This is a genomic window from Paractinoplanes deccanensis (assembly GCF_016862115.1).
In the GTDB taxonomy this organism is placed as follows: domain Bacteria; phylum Actinomycetota; class Actinomycetes; order Mycobacteriales; family Micromonosporaceae; genus Actinoplanes; species Actinoplanes deccanensis.
In genome coordinates this window covers 71729-86563 of record NZ_BOMI01000115.1, presented here as the reverse complement: position 1 = coordinate 86563, position 14835 = coordinate 71729, and the positions used below count along the sequence as shown (strand labels likewise).

General features: G+C 72.2%; 14 protein-coding genes. 6 read left to right on the top strand and 8 right to left on the bottom strand.

Annotation, left to right across the window (positions count from 1 at the left end):
• The first annotated feature begins 6 nt into the window (after positions 1-6).
• The gene (locus tag Ade02nite_RS29295; RefSeq protein WP_239169156.1) at positions 7-768 is read left to right on the top strand and encodes an ABC transporter ATP-binding protein; all 762 of its coding nucleotides are present in this window, start codon (positions 7-9) and stop codon (positions 766-768) included.
• A 240-nt stretch (positions 769-1008) separates the two neighbouring features.
• On the opposite strand, the gene Ade02nite_RS29290 is transcribed toward Ade02nite_RS29295, so the two are convergent.
• Positions 1009-1947, bottom strand: coding sequence for a LysR family transcriptional regulator (locus Ade02nite_RS29290; RefSeq protein WP_203770925.1), 939 nt, complete (start codon positions 1945-1947; stop codon positions 1009-1011).
• Between the two features lie 70 nt (positions 1948-2017).
• Between Ade02nite_RS29290 and pseI the strand changes: the two genes are divergently transcribed.
• Positions 2018-3067: a pseudaminic acid synthase gene (gene pseI, locus Ade02nite_RS29285; protein WP_203770923.1), complete on the top strand. Its 1050-nt coding sequence runs from the start codon at positions 2018-2020 to the stop codon at positions 3065-3067.
• 245 nt (positions 3068-3312) lie between these two features.
• Here pseI and Ade02nite_RS49680 read toward each other — a convergent pair whose 3' ends face one another.
• On the bottom strand, positions 3313-5172 hold the full coding sequence (locus Ade02nite_RS49680) for an ABC transporter ATP-binding protein (protein WP_239169155.1): 1860 nt from the start codon (positions 5170-5172) through the stop codon (positions 3313-3315).
• Positions 5173-5543: 371 nt separating this feature from the next.
• Between Ade02nite_RS49680 and Ade02nite_RS29275 the strand changes: the two genes are divergently transcribed.
• Entirely contained in the window at positions 5544-6353 is an 810-nt protein-coding gene (locus Ade02nite_RS29275) for an SDR family oxidoreductase (RefSeq protein WP_203770921.1), read from the top strand.
• A gap of 51 nt (positions 6354-6404) precedes the next feature.
• Complete coding sequence (locus tag Ade02nite_RS29270) at positions 6405-6956, top strand: hemerythrin domain-containing protein (protein ID WP_203770919.1); 552 nt, start codon at positions 6405-6407, stop codon at positions 6954-6956.
• A gap of 4 nt (positions 6957-6960) precedes the next feature.
• On the opposite strand, the gene Ade02nite_RS29265 is transcribed toward Ade02nite_RS29270, so the two are convergent.
• Both Ade02nite_RS29265 and Ade02nite_RS29260 read right to left on the bottom strand, forming a co-directional pair.
• Positions 6961-8010, bottom strand: coding sequence for a spore photoproduct lyase family protein (locus Ade02nite_RS29265; protein WP_239169153.1), 1050 nt, complete (start codon positions 8008-8010; stop codon positions 6961-6963).
• A gap of 14 nt (positions 8011-8024) precedes the next feature.
• A complete protein-coding gene (locus tag Ade02nite_RS29260; protein WP_203770915.1) occupies positions 8025-8855 on the bottom strand; it encodes an SDR family NAD(P)-dependent oxidoreductase in 831 nt (276 codons plus the stop codon).
• A gap of 89 nt (positions 8856-8944) precedes the next feature.
• Between Ade02nite_RS29260 and Ade02nite_RS29255 the strand changes: the two genes are divergently transcribed.
• Positions 8945-9610 carry a TetR family transcriptional regulator gene (locus Ade02nite_RS29255; RefSeq protein WP_203770913.1) on the top strand — a complete coding sequence of 222 codons (666 nt, stop codon included), beginning with the start codon at positions 8945-8947 and terminating at the stop codon, positions 9608-9610.
• Here the strand turns inward: Ade02nite_RS29255 and larC are convergent.
• The 3 genes from larC to larE are packed head-to-tail and all read right to left on the bottom strand — an operon-like array spanning position 9543 to position 12458.
• On the bottom strand, positions 9543-10856 hold the full coding sequence (gene larC, locus Ade02nite_RS29250) for a nickel pincer cofactor biosynthesis protein LarC (protein ID WP_203770911.1): 1314 nt from the start codon (positions 10854-10856) through the stop codon (positions 9543-9545). The two genes, Ade02nite_RS29255 and larC, sit on opposite strands and share 68 nt — an antisense overlap.
• On the bottom strand, positions 10853-11548 hold the full coding sequence (larB, locus tag Ade02nite_RS29245; RefSeq protein ID WP_203770908.1) for a nickel pincer cofactor biosynthesis protein LarB: 696 nt from the start codon (positions 11546-11548) through the stop codon (positions 10853-10855). The genes larC and larB overlap by 4 nt, the downstream gene beginning before the upstream one ends.
• Positions 11541-12458, bottom strand: coding sequence for an ATP-dependent sacrificial sulfur transferase LarE (gene larE / locus Ade02nite_RS29240; RefSeq protein ID WP_203770906.1), 918 nt, complete (start codon positions 12456-12458; stop codon positions 11541-11543). The genes larB and larE overlap by 8 nt, the downstream gene beginning before the upstream one ends.
• A gap of 66 nt (positions 12459-12524) precedes the next feature.
• Between larE and Ade02nite_RS29235 the strand changes: the two genes are divergently transcribed.
• Positions 12525-13634 (top strand): LacI family DNA-binding transcriptional regulator, encoded by a 1110-nt coding sequence (locus tag Ade02nite_RS29235; RefSeq protein WP_239169152.1) that lies wholly within the window; start codon positions 12525-12527, stop codon positions 13632-13634.
• Here Ade02nite_RS29235 and Ade02nite_RS29230 read toward each other — a convergent pair.
• Positions 13541-14764: a lactate racemase domain-containing protein gene (locus tag Ade02nite_RS29230; protein WP_203770901.1), complete on the bottom strand. Its 1224-nt coding sequence runs from the start codon at positions 14762-14764 to the stop codon at positions 13541-13543. The genes Ade02nite_RS29235 and Ade02nite_RS29230 overlap by 94 nt on opposite strands.
• Positions 14765-14835 lie beyond the last annotated feature (71 nt).

Below are 14835 nucleotides of genomic sequence, written 5' to 3'. Positions count from 1 at the left end.
GTGGCAGTGGCTGACTCTCCCGGTTCGGTGGCGCTGCTCGAGGCCGACTCGGTGGGCTTCTCGTATCGAGGCGGCACGCCGGCGTTGACCGATGTCTCGCTGACCGTGCGGGCCGGGCGCAACGTGGCCCTGGTGGGCGAGTCCGGCGCCGGCAAGAGCACCCTGTTGCGGCTGCTGCTCGGGTTGGCCCGCCCGACGACCGGCGAGATCCGCTTCGCGGGCCGGCCGCTGACGCGGGGCAGGCTGCGCGAATACCGCCGCGCGGTGCAGGCCGTGTTCCAGGACCCGTACTCGTCGCTCGACCCCCGCCACAGGATCGGCCGCATCGTGGCGGAACCGCTGCGCGGCCTCGGCCTGCGCGCCGACCCGGCCCGGGTGGCGGCCGCCCTCGACGCGGTGGGCCTGCCCGCCGACACGGCGTCCCGCTACCCGCACGAGTTCTCGGGCGGCCAGCGCCAGCGCGTCGCCATCGCCCGCGCCATCGTCTGCGACCCGAAGGTCCTCCTCGCCGACGAGCCGGTCAGCGCCCTGGACCTGACCACCCGCGTGCGCATCGTCGACCTGCTCGCGTCCCTCTGCGCCGAACGCGACCTCACCATCATGCTGGTCTCCCACGACCTCGGCGTGGTGGCCGAGCTGTGCCGGCACACCGCCGTCCTCGAAAGCGGCCGCCTGGTCGAACAGGGCGACACATCGCAGGTCCTGGGCAGCCCGTCGCATCCGTATACGCGGAAGTTGCTCGCCAGTGTTCCCCGCCTCGCCCGCTGACCGCCGCCGGGCCCACGCGGCCAGGTGACATCGGACCCGCCAGACGAACACGGTTCACCCAGCCACGCGACAACGAACCGCCACGCGAACGCGGCCTCACCCAGCCACGCGACAACGAACCGCCACGCGAACACGGCCTCACACCACAACGAACCGCCACGCGAACACGGCCTCACCCAGCCACACCGCACGTAAGGCCGCGCGAACACGGCCTTATGCGGGCGCGTGACGGCGGAGTGGTCAGGCGTAGGAGGGGCCGACCGCGGCCGCGGCCTCGCGCAGCCATGTGATGGCGGGGTCGTCGCCGCGGTCGCGGTGCCAGACCATCGCCCAGGGGTAGGCGAGGTTCGGCGAGAGCCGCAGCCGCGTGGTGCCCTCCGGCAGCGGCGTGGAGCGCAGGCTGAGGGTGACGCAATCGCCCTCAGCGACCAGGTCCAAGGCCGAGGCCGCGCTGGCGGTGGTCACCGGATAGCGGGCCGGCTCGAAACCCGCTCGGCGGCATTCGCCGAGCACGAAGTCACGCCACTCGGGCGCGAGCGTGTCGTGCGGCAGATAGAAGGTCTCCCCCGCCGCGTCCGCGAGCCCGACCGCTCCAGGCGCCGAGTCGACGTCAGCGACAGCGGCGTCCGGGACGGCGGCGAGGGGGTGGCCTGTGGGGACGATCAGGTCGACTGGCTCGTGGCAGAGGGGAACCATCGTTAACTTCTCGTCGCCGGCCGCGCCCAGGCCGCAGAAGCCGGCGTCCAGGTCGCCGGCCAGGAGGCGGCGGCGCTGGCTGACGCTGCCCTCGGCGGTGACCGCCAGCCGCATGCCCTGGTGGTCGGTTCGGAGGCGCTTGACCACCGCGCGGGGAAGGGCCAACTCGGCGTCCAGCACGTCGACGCGGAGGACCGGTGAGGGCGCGGCCGCGGCGAGCGCGGCGCGAATGGCCGTTAACGCCTGGCGGGCGTACGGCAGGAAGGCCTGTCCCGCGGGAGTCAGAGTGACGCCGCGCGTGGAGCGGGCGAACAGGGGTGAGCCGACGGCCCGTTCGAGGCGCTGGATCTGGTTGCTCAGCGCCGGCTGCGAGACGAAGAGGCGCTGCGCCGCCCGGGTGAAGTGCAGCTCCTCGGCGAGCGTCAGGAAGTAGCGAAGCAGGCGCGCGTCGATGCCGTCGGACCGCTGTTCACCTGCGTTCATAACCGAATCCTGTCACCGCACCGGATCTGTGTCTTGGACCGGTCGCGCCGGCCGGGCCGAGACTGGCCGCATGACCACGATCAAGATCGGTGACCACCTGATCGGGCCCGGGCACCGGCCGTACGTCATCGCGGAGATGTCGGGCAACCACAACGGCTCCCTGGAGCGGGCGCTGAGCATCGTCGACGCGGCCGCGGAGTCGGGGGCGAACGCGTTGAAACTTCAGACCTACACCCCGGACACGATCACGATCGACGCCGACGGGCCCGACTTCCGCCTCTCGGACGGGCACGAGCTGTGGGGCGGGCAGACCCTCTACGAGCTCTATCGCAAGGCCCACACGCCGTACGAGTGGCACAAGTCCCTCTTCGAACGAGCGGCAGCGCACGGCCTGACGGTGTTCTCGGCCCCGTTCGACCCGAGCGCGATCGCGCTGCTCGAATCGCTGGGCGCGCCGGCGTACAAGATCGCCTCGTCGGAGCTGGTCGACCTGCCGCTCGTGCGGCTCGCGGCACGGACCGGCAAACCGCTCATCATGTCCACCGGCATGGCGAGCGTCGCCGAGATCGGCCAGGCCCTGGAGGCGGCGCGCGGGGCGGGCGCCGAGCAGATCGTGCTGCTCGCCTGCACGGCGTCGTATCCCGCGGCGCCGCACGAGAGCAACCTGCGGCGCATTCCCGTGCTGGCGGAGACCTTCGGCGTGCAGGTCGGCCTCTCGGACCACACGCTCGGCGTCGGCGTGCCGATCGCAAGCGTGGCGTACGGCGCGACCGTCATCGAGAAGCACCTCACCCTGGCCCGCGACGACGGCGGCGTGGACTCGGCGTTCTCCCTGACCCCGGCCGAGATGCGTGTGCTCGTGGACGAGACCGAGCGGGCGTGGCAGGCGCGAGGAACCAGTAACATCGGGCCGACCGAGTCGGAGCGGGAGGGCCTGCGGTTCCGGCGCTCGCTCTACGTCGTCGCCGACGTCGAGGCTGGCGAACCCGTCACCCCGGCGAACGTCCGCTCGATCCGCCCGGCCAACGGCCTGCCACCCGCCGAGATCGACCGGGTCCTGGGCCGCCGCTTCACCCGCGCCGCGGCGAAGGGCACGCCACTGACCTGGGACCTGATCTGACGCTCCACCCGCGCCGCGGCAAAAGGCACGCCACTGAGCCGGAACGCGATCCAGCGCTCCACCCGCGCGGCGGCAAAGGCACGCCACTGAGCCGGAACCCGATCTGACGCTCCACCCGCGCCGCGGCGAAAGGCACGCCACTGAGCCGGAACCCGATCTGACGCTCCACCCGCGCCGCGGCAAAGGGCACGCCGCTGAGCTGAGACCTGATCTGAGCACCCCGGCACACGGTTGGCGCCCAGCGGTCACCGGGCCAGGCGGTCGAGGCGCACCCGGCCGATGTAACGCGTTGGTGGGGCCTCCACCGCCGGGTGGGCCGGGATGTGGACGATCCGGGTCGGTGACACGTCCAGGTGGGTGTCGTGGGTGATCAGGATCGTGGTGCGGCCGGCCATCAGGCGGCGCAGCGGCACCATGATGCGGGCGGCGGAGTCGCGGTCCAGGCCGGTGGTGGGCTCGTCGAGGACGAGGACCGGGGTGTCGCGGAGCAGGGCGCGGGCGATCGCGAGGCGCTGGCGCTGGCCGCCGGAGAGCAGGCGGCCGCGGTGGCCGACGTCGGTCCGGTAGCCGTCGGGCAGGGCCGCGATGAAGTCGTGCGCGTCGGCGGCGCGGGCGGCGGCCTCGATCTCGCTCGTGGTCGCGCTCGGGCGGCCGTAGGCGATGTTGTCGTGGACGGTGCCGGCGAAGAGCTGGCTCTCCTGGTGCAGCAGCGTGACGGTGGCGCGCAGCGAGCGCAGGGACATGCGGCGCAGGTCGACCCCGTCGAGCAGGATGCGCCCGGCGGTGGGGTCGTAGAAGCGCAGCAGCAGCTTGGTGACGGTCGACTTGCCGGCGCCGCTCGGGCCGGCCAGGAGCACCAGGTCGCCGCGGTCCGCCGTGAACGACAAATGCCGAAGGGCGGGACGGTCACCCTGTGGATAGCGGAAGGACACGTCGATGACGTCCACCCGGCCGGCGGCGCCTCGGCCCTCGCCGGCTGGACGATTGCGGTCGAGCGCGGGCCACGGACCCGGGGCCACGGCACCGGCCGGACGACGGCGGACAGCGGCCGACGGACCGCCGGCCCCGGCCAGGCGGCTGCGGCCGAGCGCGGCCCATCCCGCCCCGGTCACGGCGCCGTGGGGCGAAGGGTCATGAACTTCTGCTTGATCTTCGACGGCGGGGCGCACGCGCAGGAGGTCGTCGAGCCGGTCCACGGCGGCGGCCGCTTCGGCGGCGTTCAGGGGGAACTGGCCGAGGGACTGGATCGGCGGGTACAGGTAGCCGAGGTAGCCGGCGAACGACAGCAGGCCGCCGAGGGTGACGCGGCCCGCCGCGAGCTCCCACGCGCCCAGCCCCAGCACGGTCAGCACGCACACCGTCTCCACGACGCCGACCACCGGCCCGTAGAGCGAGCCCAGCCTGGTCTCGGCCATCCGCGCCCGCAGCCACACCACGCCCTGGCGGTGCAGGCGCTCCTGTTCGGCTTCCTGACGGTTGTACGCGCGCACCACCGCCTGATTGGAAAGGCTCTCCTCGACCACGGTCGCCATGCCGCCGTTGCCCGCCCGCTCCTCCGCGGCCACGGCCTGGAAACGGCCGCCGATCGCGCGTGAGACCAGCCAGAAAAGCGGCGCGAGCACGCAGGCGGCGAGAGCGAGATCCCATCGTACGAGAAATGCGGCCGTGGCGAACGCGACGACGCTGATCGCCGCCGTGGCGCTGCGGACCAGTCCGGAGACCACGAAATTCTCGACGGACTCGAGGTCGTCGGTGAATCGGGCCATGAGGTCGCCGAGACGGCTCTGGTCGAGAAAGTCGAGGGGAATGCGCTGCACGTGCGCGAACAGCCGATCACGTAATCGGAGCAGAAATCGTTCGCCCGCGAGCGACACCAGAACGCCCGCCGAAAAAGAGGCGACCGCACCGGCGACCGCGATCGCCAGCCAGGTGACCGCCGGGCCCCAGAAGGCGTTCAGATGGCCGGCGGCGAGCACCTCATCGGTGATGACGCCGAACAGATAGACGGCGGCCACCTCGGCTCCGGCCGCCGCGACGGCGAGGACGCCACCCCAGACAACCAGCTTCCGATCGGTCGCGACAAGTGGCCAGAATCGCTTTATCATCGGCCACGCGCTCATCCCGTTGCTCCCTGCCCGCAGGAGTGGGGGCCGGCCCGGCGGACCGGCCCCACTCCATTCGCTACCGCGTGCTCCTGGTCACTTCCAGTCGGCGCGCGGGTCGAACTTCTTGGCCTTCTTGGCCTTCTTCTTCGGCTGCGCCGGCGGGCGGGGAAGCTCGTCCTTCTTCTTGGGGAGGATGTTGTTGATCGGCATGATGAATGCCCCTTCTCTTGACTTCCGCCTTGCGGCGCTTGCAGAGAGAAAGCTATTTCCGGAACTTGTCCCGCCAATGTGCGGAACCTGGGAATTACCTAAACCGAATGGCATGAATACCTCGATGTGTGACCGCTTCGCGACGGGGTATTCGCCAGGGCATGACTGTGCGATATGACCAATACGACAGGGTTGCGGTGGTGACGGGGTCGGATTCCGGAATCGGCGAGGCGATCGCCGTCGCGCTCGCCGGGGCCGGCTTCGACGTGGGCGTGACGTACCGGTCGGACGACGGCGGCGCCAAGCAGACCGCGGAGAAGGTGCGGGCGGCGGGGCGCAAGGCCGAGCTGCGCCGGCTCGACCTGACGAAGCTGCCGGAGGCGGCGAGCGTGGTGGACGAGCTCGCGGACGCGCTCGGCGGCCTCGGCGTGCTCGTCAACTGCGCCGGCACGGGGATCTCCACGCCGGTCATCGACACCGGATACGAGCAGTGGCGCGAGGTGCTCGCGGTCGACCTGGACGGGCCGTTCCTCTGCGCGCAGCGGGCCGCCCGGCGCATGTCCGCGGCCGGCCGGGGCGGGCGCATCATCAACATCACCAGCGTGCACGAGCACGCTCCCCGGGTGGGCTCGGGCGCGTACTGCGCGGCGAAGGGCGGCCTCGGCCTGCTCACCAAGGTGATGGCACAGGAGCTGGCGAGCCACGGCATCACCGTCAACGCGGTGGCGCCCGGCGAGATCGCCACGCCGATGACCGGCAACGAGGACGTCGACCCGTTCACCGTGGACCGCCCGGGCATCCCGGTGGGACGCCCCGGCGACGCGAACGAGGTGGCGGCCGTCGTCGCGATGCTGGCGGACCCGAAGGCCGCGTACGTCACCGGCTCGTCCTGGGTCGTCGACGGGGGCATGCTGCTGATGGGGCCCCAGGCCGGCTCGCATCTGACGACCGACGAGTGGCGCGAGGGATAGACCGGGTCCACCGGGGTACTCGGACGGCCCATCGATGTCGAGGGAGCCATCATGACCAATGACGTGGTCGACGTCCTGACCAGCGACCACCGGGACGTCACCGCCCTGATCGGCGAGATCTGGACGATCCGTGACCCGATGATGCGGCGGGATCTGACCGACACCGCGATCAGCGAGCTCGTGCGCCACGCCGTCGCCGAGGAGATGTACGTGTACCCGGCGATGCGCAAGTACCTGCCCGACGGTGAGAAGGCGGTCGAGCACGACGTCGAGGAGCACAAGGAGCTCGAGGAGACGATGAAGCGCCTCGAGGACGTGGACGTCTCCAGCCCGGAGTTCGACGAGGCGCTGCGCAACCTCGAGACGGTCCTGCGGGATCACGTGCAGGACGAGGAGTCCGAGCAGTTCCCCGAGCTGCGCCGGGTGGTGCCGCGCGAGGAGCTGGTGGAGCTCGCCGGCAAGGTCGAGACGGCGAAGAAGCTGGCGCCGACCCGGCCGCACCCGAGCGCGCCGAACGCCGAGCTGTTCCACAAGCTCGTCGGTCCCGGCGTGGGCCTGGTCGACCGCCTCCGCGACAAGCTCACCGGCCGCGCGACGAAGTAGGCGATCAGAACGCGTACCGCACGCGGCAGTAGGGGATCCGCTCGGCGATCAGGTCCGTCAGGGCCTGCACGTAGCGGCCCTTGCTGCCGGTGCGGTAGCGGACGTTCCAGCTGCCGTTCTGCGACCGCTTCGGCTGCTGGAGGTCCGGCCGCCAGAGCGCGTCCTCGGCCTTGGGGTGCCAACCGAGGTTCACTTCGTGGAGATCGCGGTTGTGCGTGAGGAAGATGACCTCGCACGCGAGCTGTCGCCTGGCCGCGGCGCCGATGCCCGCGTCGAGCTGCTCGAAGAGCTCCGACCAGGCCTCCAGCCAGCCGTCCCGCACGACGACCGGGCTGAAGTTGACGTGCACCTCGTAACCGGCGGCCACGAAGTCGTCGATCGCGGCGATCCGCTCCGCGACGGGCGTGGTGCGAATGTCCAGTAACTTCGCGTCGGCCTGGGGCATCAGCGAGAAGCGCACCCGGGTGCGCCCCTGCGGGTCCCAGCCGAGCAGATCGCGGTTGACGTACTTCGTGGCGAACGACGCCTTCGCGTTCGGCAGCCATCGGAACAGCTCGACCAGATCGCGCACGTTGTCGCTGACCAGCGCGTCGACGCTGCAGTCGGAGTTCTCGCCGATGTCGTAGACCCACGCGTGCGGGTCGCACTCGTTCGGGGCCGGCTTCACGCCCTGACGGCCGGCATGCCTCTGCACGTACCCGAGGATCTTGTCGATGTTGGCGAAGACGGTGATCGGGTTGGAGTAGCCCTTGTGCCGGGGCACGTAGCAGTAGGCGCAGGCCATCGCGCAGCCGTTGGCGGTCGAGGGCGCGATGAAGTCGGCTGAGCGCCCGTTCGGACGGGCGCTCAGCGACTTCTTCACCCCGAGGACGAGTGCCTCGCGTTTGATACGTACCCACCGATTCACGTTCGACTCATCGCCGTACAGCTCGGGGATGCGATGGTGGCTCTCGACCTCGACGAGGGTCGCGCCCGGGAAGCGCGCCAGGATCTCCTTGCCGCGCGGCAGCTCCGCCGCGGCCGGCTCGTAGTAGATCCTGCTGATGTCAAGCACGAACCCCACCGTACCTAGTCGAAGTCGACCGATCGCCCCAGCTCGGCCCACTTCGCGTCCTCGGCGTTGAGGACCGCCATCTCGTGACGCACGATGTCGACGGCGTCGCTGCCGAGCGGCAGGTGCAGCGGCGGCTCCGCCATCGCGGCCACGTCGATCAGCACGCGGGCGACCTTGACCGGGTCGATCGGTTCTTGCCCGCCGCGGCCACGCAGAAACTCCCCCATCGCGCCGACGGTGGCCGCATAGTTCGCCGAAACGGGCGGGATCTCCATCGACGAGCCCGACCAGTCCGTACGCATGGCGCCCGGCTCGGCCAGCGTGACCTTGACGCCCAGCGGGCCGGTCTCCTTGGCGAGGACGCCGGAGAAGCCCTCAACGGCCCATTTGCCCGATTGGTACGCGCCCACGCCCGGGGCGGTCCCCCGCCCGCCGACCGAGGTCACCTGGATGAAGTGACCGGCCCTTCGCTGGACGAAGTGCGGCAGCACGGCCTTGGTCACGTAGACTGTGCCGTAGAAGACCGCGTCCATCTGCGCCCGGAAGTCGTCGAGGCTGATGTCTTCGATCGACACGAGGTTCGCGTAACCGGCGTTGTTGACGACGACGTCGATCCGCCCGAACGCGCCGATCGCCTCGTCCACAGCGCGCCGCGCCTGCTCCGGGTCGGTCACGTCGAGTGCGACGGCCATCAAGCGGTCGCCGAACTTCGCGGCGAGGTCGTCGAGCGCCGCGGGCTTGCGAGCGGTCGCGACGACCCGGTGACCCGCCACGAGCGCCTCTTCGACGACGGCTCGGCCGAGGCCGCGGGAACTGCCGGTGACAAACCAGACCTGCTCGGTCATGTCCTCCTCCTTCGTTGCTTGCTGCTGCATCGAAGTTAACGCAATCGCCTTGCGTTAACAACGCAAGGCGATTGCGTTAGCATGGTGTCGTGCCACACACCTTTCAGCGCGCCCGCTCCCCCGAGGCCAAGGAGGAACGCATCGGCGCCCTGCTCGCGGCGGCCCGGTCCCTGGCCACGCCGCAGGGCCTGCGAACGGTCACGTTGACCGACATCGCCCAGGCGGCGGGCGTGCACGTCTCCGGCGTGCGCCGATACTTCGGCTCTCGTGAGGAGATCTTCCTGACGCTCGCGGCCGAGGAGTGGACCGCTTGGGCCCACGAGGTGAGCACCCGGCTGGCGTCCGGCACCTCGGCACCGCCAGCCGAGGGTGGTCTCGCCGCAGTGCTCGCGGGGACGCTCGCGGAGCGCCCGCTGCTCTGCGACCTGCTGGCGCACGTGCCGCTGAGCCTGGAGCGGGAGGTGTCGGCCGAGGCCGTACGCGACTACAAGCTCACCGCCGTCGCCGCGCTCGACGTGCTGCTCGACGCGATCACCGGCGTGACGGCGTTGTCCCGCGGCGCCGCGCAGGACCTCGTGGCCGCCGTGACCAGCATCGCGGGCAGCCTCTGGCAGGTGTCCCACCCGCCCGCCACCTTGGCCCGGCTGTACGCCGAGGACGAGCGCGTGGCCCACGCCGCCTCGGACTTCACTCCCCGCCTGACTCGTCTGACGGAGGCCTTGGTGCGCGGTCTGGAGCCGACATCCCGCCCATGAGCCCCGGCGGCTCGTCCGTGACGGACGGCGCCACGGGGTCCGGCAGCGGCGCGCCGGGGACGAGGCCGGCGGCCGTCGCGATGGCCAGAGCCTCCTGCAGCACGGCTCGCTCGGACCGGCCCTCCCGCCCGGCGAGGGCGGCCACGTCCGCGAACTCCGGCATCACCTGGACGATCACGCCCTCCAGGTGACCGACTTTGATCGGTACGGTGGCGTCGCCGACCCGCACGGGCACGAAGAGCCGGGGCAGCGCCGTCTTGGCGCGCGGCGACTCGCGAACGCCCAGCGTGCTGGTGTCGCGGAAGATCCTGGCGCGCAGCGCCGCGGCCCGCCCGGGTTCGCAGAGCACGCTGAGGGTGTGCGCGGGGCGGCCCTTCTTCATGAGGATCGGCACCAGCCAGGCGTCCGAGGCGCCGGCCGCCAGCAGGCCCTCGAGGACGCCGGGCCACAGGCGGGGATCCAGGTCGTCGACGTTCGCCTCGAGCAGCACGGCGTCCACCGCCGCGGAGCCCGGTGCGAGGCCACCCGGCTGCGGAGTGCCGATGAGGACTCGGACGATGTTGGGGCGGTCCGGGGTGTCGCGGCCGCCGGCGCCGACGCCCGTGGCCTGCAGGGTCATGGGCGGGAGGTTCTCGCAGCGTTCGGCCAGGGCCCGGATGATGGCCATGCCGGTGGGGGTGGCGAGCTCTCCGGTGCCGCCGGCGCGGACGCGCCAGTCGCGGGCGAGTTCGGTGACCGCCGGGGCCGGCACGGGCAACTCGCCGTGCGCGGTGCGGACACGGCCGGCGCCGAGGGCGACCTCGCCCGCCGAGACCGTGCCGATGCCCAGGTCGTCGAGGGCCGCGCACACGCCCACCACGTCGGCGATCGAGTCCAGGGCGCCGACCTCGTGGAAGTGCACGTCGCCGGCCGGGACGCCGTGCACCGTCGCCTCCGCCTCGGCCAGCCGGGTGAAGACGGCGAGGGCCCGGTCTCGTACCGCCGGGGGCAGCTCGGCTGTGATCAGCCGCTCGCGGATCCCGCGCCAGGTGCGCTGCGGCGGGCTGTCGATCAACGGCTTGACATCGGCCCTGAGGGCGCGCAGGCCGGCGCGGGTCACCGCACGCGCGCTGACGTGCACGGATCCCGGGACGACGGCGTCGACTGCGCCTTGGACGACGTCGGCGTTCGCCCCGGCGTCGAGCAGGGCCGCGAGCACCATGTCGCCCGCCACCCCGGCCGAGGCGTCGATCCAGGCGTGCCTCATGACGGATCGGGGGCGGCGATCTGGGCCGCGAGGTGCCCCGCCCCGTACCCGTTGTCGATGTTGACGACCGCCACGCCCGGGGCGCAGGCGTTGAGCATGGACAGCAGAGGGGCCAGGCCGCCGAACGCCGCGCCGTAGCCCACCGAGGTCGGCAACGCCACGACCGGCGCCGGCACCAGGCCGGCGACGACGCTGGGCAGGGCACCGTCCATCCCCGCGGCGACCACCACCACCCGCGCCCGGCGCAGGAGGGGCAGTTGGGCGATCACCCTGTGCAGGCCCGCCACCCCGACGTCCACCACCAGTTCGGTCTCCCGGCCGAGGTACCGGGCCGTGAGCATCGCCTCCTTCGCCACGCGCAGGTCGGAGGTGCCCGCGGCCACCACCACGACCAGGCCGCCCGACGGCGCGGGCGGCTCCGGCGGCCAGGCCAGCAGCCCCGCGTCCGCGTCGTGGAAGGCGTCCGGGCGCTCCCGCAGCACCGCCTCGGCGTGCTGCTCATTCGCCCTGGTGAACAGGGTGACTCCGGAGCCGCCACTCGCCGCGGCGATCGCCGCCACCTGCGCCGGGGTCTTCCCTTCGCAGTACACGGCCTCGGGATAGCCGCGCCGCGCGTGGCGTTCGGCGTCCAGTTGGGCGAAGTCCGCCACCTTCACGAGACCGCCGGCCTCGGGATTGTCGTGGTCAGGCATGGGTGGCCGTGACCAACGGGAGGGTGAACGCGCCCGACTGGATGCCGGCGGCCAGGTCGAGGGCGGCGAAACGGAAGCCCGCGGACCGCACGGCGGCGTGGATCTCTTCGCGCAGCGTGGTGACGGCTCGGACCAGGTCCTGCTCGGGCAGCTCGATGCGCGCCACGTCGCCGTGGTGGCGCACCCGGAGGTCGCCCAGGCCCAGGCGGCGCAGGGCGGACTCGGCGGACTCGATCTGGTGGAGCTTCTCGCGGGTCACGGGGGTGAAGTGCGGGATGCGCGAGGCCAGGCACGGCGCGGCGGGCTTGTCGGCGCTGGGCAGGCCGAACGCGCGGGCCAGGCGGCGGACGGCGGCCTTGTCCAGGCCGGCGTCGGCGAGCGGGCGCAGGACGCGGTGCTCGGTCGCGGCGCGGCTGCCGGGGCGGTCCGGGCGGCGGGCGTCGTCGGCGTTCTCGCCGTACGCGACGGCGTCGAGGGCGTGCGCGGTGGCGACCTCGTCGCCGATGCGGGCGAAGAGCTCGTTCTTGCAGTGGAAGCACCGGTCGGGGCCGTTCGCCTGATAGGCGGGCACGTCGCCCTCGTGGGTCTGGATCTCCACCACGGGTACGCCGATGTGGCGCGCCACCGCGTGAGCGCCGGCCCGCTCGTCGGCGGCGAGGCTGGGCGAGACCCCGAGGATCGCCACCACGCGGCCGGGGCCGAGGACCCGCGCGGCCAGGGCGAGCAGCACGGACGAGTCGACACCGCCGGAGAAGGCGACCCCGAGCCGGTCCACGCCCGCCAGCAGACCCGCGATCCGCCGGAGCACGCCGTCGACAGCCGGCGACTCCCCCGCACGGCCGCTGCCGGAAGTTGGTGGCGGTTCGGGCAAGCGCCCGGTGGGGGCGGCCACGGTGGAATCATCGGTCATGATCCTTATTTGATGCCGGTACGGCCGGAGCGGCAAGCGGTTGCCACATGTTGCGGGAGGTGCGGGGTGAGCGAACGACCGCCCACCATCTACGACGTGGCCAAGGCGGCCGGTGTCGCGGCGTCCACCGTCTCGCGGGCGTTCGCGCGGCCGGGGCGGGTGAACTTCGCGACGGCGGAGCGGATCCGGCGGGTCGCGGCCGAGCTCGGCTACCGGGTCAGCCCGCTGGCCCGGGGGCTGTCGGCGGGGCGTACGTCGATGATCGGGCTCGGGGTCGCGGACATCGGGAACCCGTTCTACACCGAGATCATCCGTGGGGCGCAGGACGCGGCGGCGGAGGCCGGTTACACGTTGCTGGTCACCGACGCCCGGGAGTCCGGTGCGCGGGAGCGGGAAGCCCTGGAGCGGGCCGTCACGACGGTGGACGGGCTGGTGCTGGCCACATCGCGCATGTCGGACTCGGCGATCCGGGCCATCGCGAAGCAGCGGCCCGTGGTGGTGCTCAACCGGGCGGTGACCGACGTGCCGAGCGTCCTCACGGACACCGCCGACGGGATGCGCCGGGTGGTCGAGCACCTCGCGGGGCTCGGACATGAGGGGTTCACGTACGTGGCCGGGCCGGAGGCCTCGTGGGCCGACGGGATGCGCTGGCGTTCGCTGCGGGAGCTGGCTCCGGGCAGCCGGCGGCTGGGGCCGTACGCGCCCAGCGTGCCCGGCGGCGGTGCGGCGGCGGCCGACTTCCTGCGGGCGCCGTCGAGCGCGGTCGTCACGTACAACGACGCCATGGCGATCGGTCTGATCCGGCGGCTCACGGTGATGGGCGTGCGGGTACCCCGGGACGTGAGTGTGGTCAGCTTCGACAACGTCGAGGCGGCGGAGCTCGTCACGCCGGCGCTGACGACGGTCGCGACGCCGCTGCGGGCGATGGGGCGCACGGCCGTGGTGAACGTGCTGGCCATCGCGAACGGGGCGGTCCCGCACACCACTGAGCCGATGGTGCTGCCGTCCCGGCTGGTGGTGCGCGCCTCGACGGCGCGGCGTGAGAAAGGCGGCGGCCGCGCGGTGTGGGAGGGGCCCGCCCCTCACGCGGAGCGCAGGCGGAACAGGACCTCGCCCGCCTGGGGCACCACGAACGCGTCCGGGTCGTCGAGGCGCACCGCGGACGGGTCGAGATAGTCGAGGTTCGCGGCCCGTACGACGTCCTCCGGGATGCCGGTGGCGAGCGTGACCGTCACGCGCAGGTGTTCGCCGGTCGCCGGGTCGTAGGTGCCGGCGCCGCGCAGGTGGGTCGAGTGGGCCAGCACGCCCCAGTGGTAGCCCTTGAACCTGTCCCACTGCTTGAGGAAGTAGTCGCGGCAGTGGTAGCCGATCTTCTCGATCTCGGGGTGCATGGCCGCGATCCGGGTGATGTGCGGCGCGTAGAGGATCACCTGGCCGCCGTCGGCGACGACCGGCTCGACCTTGTAGAAGCCCTTCGCGCCCGTCCACATGTCGTCGTACTTGGCCGGGATGATCGAGAGCACCTTGTGGACGGGGGCGTCCAGATATCGCACGTGGGTCTGGGCCGACACGTCCGCGGCCGCCGCCCACGCCTCCTCGGGTGCGCCGAGCGCCGCCGCGTGCAGCTCGCTCGTGCCCGACCGCACGACCAGGCAGAGCGCCAGCCGGCGGCTCGGGATCAGCGCGGCGGCCTGGTCGATGAGGGCGCGGACCGGTGTGATGCCGCGCGTGCCGATGATGGAGGCGCTGGTGATGAGCGCGCCCAGCCAGTGCGAGAAATCGATGATCTCCTGGCCGGCGACTCCCGGGAAGAAGTACTTGTTGCCGCCGGAGAAGCCCACCACCTCGTGCGGGAAGACCGGCCCGATCACCAGGCACACGTCGTGCTCGACCACGGCCCGGTTGAGCACCACGTCGACGTCCTGGCTCATCCGCCCCTCGGACAGCTCCGCCACGCGGGCCGCGGGGATGACGCCGATCGACGTGAGGGCCGAGGGCTGCCACCACTCGTGGTTGCGCACGGTGAAGCCTTCGTACGGGCCGCCCAGGTGCGCGAGCAGTTGCTCGCCGGTCATCGGCGCGTGCGTGCCGAGCGCGACCAGCACGGTCACCCGCGAGGCGCGCCCGTGCAGGGCCTCGTGCACCGCGGAGAGGAGCATCGGCAACGGGCAGCTCCGGGTGCCGTCCGGCACGATCACGCAGACGCTGCGCCCGTCAAGATCTTCACTTCCGAGGGTACGCAGCACGTAGTCGCGCACCGCCTCGTCGCCGAGGGTCGTGTCCGGGCCGCCGAGGAGCTCGATCATGGCTCCCACCCTCCGCCCGCCCGCCGCGCCGTGGCAAGCGAACCGGGCAACACATGGCAACCGCTTGCCGC

Excerpts from the sequence above, each read along its gene's own strand:
- larC (WP_203770911.1), bottom strand. The coding sequence starts at position 10,856 with ATGAGGCACGCCTGGATCGACGCCTCGGCCGGGGTGGCGGGCGACATG.
- larB (WP_203770908.1), bottom strand. The coding sequence starts at position 11,548 with ATGCCTGACCACGACAATCCCGAGGCCGGCGGTCTCGTGAAGGTGGCG.
- Ade02nite_RS29275 (WP_203770921.1), top strand. The coding sequence starts at position 5,544 with ATGACTGTGCGATATGACCAATACGACAGGGTTGCGGTGGTGACGGGG.
- pseI (WP_203770923.1), top strand. The coding sequence starts at position 2,018 with ATGACCACGATCAAGATCGGTGACCACCTGATCGGGCCCGGGCACCGG.
- Ade02nite_RS29260 (WP_203770915.1), bottom strand. The coding sequence starts at position 8,855 with ATGACCGAGCAGGTCTGGTTTGTCACCGGCAGTTCCCGCGGCCTCGGC.
- Ade02nite_RS29290 (WP_203770925.1), bottom strand. The coding sequence starts at position 1,947 with ATGAACGCAGGTGAACAGCGGTCCGACGGCATCGACGCGCGCCTGCTT.
- Ade02nite_RS29270 (WP_203770919.1), top strand. The coding sequence starts at position 6,405 with ATGACCAATGACGTGGTCGACGTCCTGACCAGCGACCACCGGGACGTC.
- larE (WP_203770906.1), bottom strand. The coding sequence starts at position 12,458 with ATGACCGATGATTCCACCGTGGCCGCCCCCACCGGGCGCTTGCCCGAA.
- Ade02nite_RS29230 (WP_203770901.1), bottom strand. The coding sequence starts at position 14,764 with ATGATCGAGCTCCTCGGCGGCCCGGACACGACCCTCGGCGACGAGGCG.
- Ade02nite_RS49680 (WP_239169155.1), bottom strand. The coding sequence starts at position 5,172 with ATGATAAAGCGATTCTGGCCACTTGTCGCGACCGATCGGAAGCTGGTT.